The following is a 1292-nucleotide window of genomic DNA, read 5'->3' on the forward strand; positions in this document are numbered from 1 at the left end:
GGCGCGAGCCCGCCCGATCTGACGGCGGGCGTCGTCCAGCCTTCGCGGGAGCCGTCGGACGGCGACCAGGACGGGGCCGGGACGCCGGATGCCGCCGGCCAGAGAGGTTTCACGGTCGATCCCTCGGATCGCCGGGCGCTGGAGTATCTCCTCCTCAGGTTCGAGCGATTGCCGTGCCTCGGCTTCACCGGACTGGACTTCGACCACCTCCGACCGGCCTGGGAGGCCTATCGTGAGGACCGGATGCCCCCCGAGCTCCTCGCCTCCGTCCGCCGCGTCATGGAGCGATGCGATCGGACCGCGCCGCGCCTCAGCCACACCATCCTCCTCCAATGCTACGCGGTCGCCCACTGGATCGATCGCTGCCTTAAGAGCGGCAGGCTCTCGACGGCGAATGCGGAGCGCCTGCGCTCCATGCGGCAGCAGCTCGTCGATCGTCACTGGCTGAGCCCCGCCCAGATGCGCATCGTCAACCGAGAGATCGCTCACGCCGTCCAGGATCCGCCGTCGCTCCGGCTCGACGGCTTTGCCGCGACAGGACCGGCGGGGCACGGCTTCTCAGGGTGAGCCCTCCTCGCGCGAGGACGTCTCGATAGCAACGCTCGGAAGAGGCCTTGCAGGTGCCTGGGCGCCCCGGGGTCTCACGGCCTTTCCGTGGCGCAGCATGAAGGCGCGATCTGAGCGGATGAAAGCCTCGAGCATGTGCGGAACAAGCGCCGTCGCGTCGACCGGTCCATAGAGCCGGCTGTGCTCGGCGGCATAGAGGTCGAGGGCCTCCTTCAGCGGCTTCGGCAGGTTGACGGTGAGGCGGACCTTTTCCGTCTTCGGCAGCGGACCGAGCTTGAGTGGGGACATCACGACCTCCTCATCCCTGATAGGGCTCGAGCACGAGATCCTTATGCACCATGACCCGAAGCGGCCAGCCGGGCCGCACTTTCAGCGTCGGCTGGATGTCGAGCGCCCGCTCGGTGATCCGCTGGCCGGCCTGGTTGACGCTCTGTTGGGTCGACTGGCGCAGCGCCCGGACGAGGTCGCTCTCGTCCTCGCCGAAGGTGAGCTCGGTGCCGACGCCGAGAAGCGTCGAGAGGACCACGCCCTTCACGAGCTCCCAGCCGTGGACATCGACCTCGTCCTCGAGACCGGCATAGCCGGCCGTGTCCGTTGCCGGCAGGTTGTCGAGCACGACCGACCTCCCGTTCGGCATGACGAGGCGCTGCCAGACGAGCAGAATCCGGCTCTGGCCATGAGCGATGTCGCTGTCGTAACGACCGACGAGCCTTGCCCCCTGCGGG

3 protein-coding genes are annotated in these 1292 nt (G+C 68.4%); 1 reads left to right on the plus strand and 2 read right to left on the minus strand.

The window, feature by feature from the left end:
* Window positions 1-567, plus strand: a 567-nt coding sequence (locus AAHM41_RS40190; RefSeq protein ID WP_342242256.1) for a hypothetical protein, incomplete at its 5' end; no start/stop codon positions are given.
* Here AAHM41_RS40190 and AAHM41_RS40195 read toward each other — a convergent pair.
* Window positions 559-855 carry a DUF2274 domain-containing protein gene (locus AAHM41_RS40195; protein WP_342242257.1) on the minus strand — a complete coding sequence of 99 codons (297 nt, stop codon included), beginning with the start codon at window positions 853-855 and terminating at the stop codon, window positions 559-561. The genes AAHM41_RS40190 and AAHM41_RS40195 overlap by 9 nt on opposite strands.
* 10 nt (window positions 856-865) lie before the next feature.
* Window positions 866-1292: TrbI/VirB10 family protein (locus tag AAHM41_RS40200; protein ID WP_342242258.1), on the minus strand; the 427-nt coding region annotated here is incomplete at its 5' end.

The sequence above is a fragment of the Inquilinus sp. OTU3971 genome (assembly GCF_038440215.1).

Bases quoted from the DNA above. Each gene is read 5' to 3' on its own strand.
- AAHM41_RS40195 (WP_342242257.1), bottom strand. From the start codon at position 855: ATGTCCCCACTCAAGCTCGGTCCGCTGCCGAAGACGGAAAAGGTCCGC.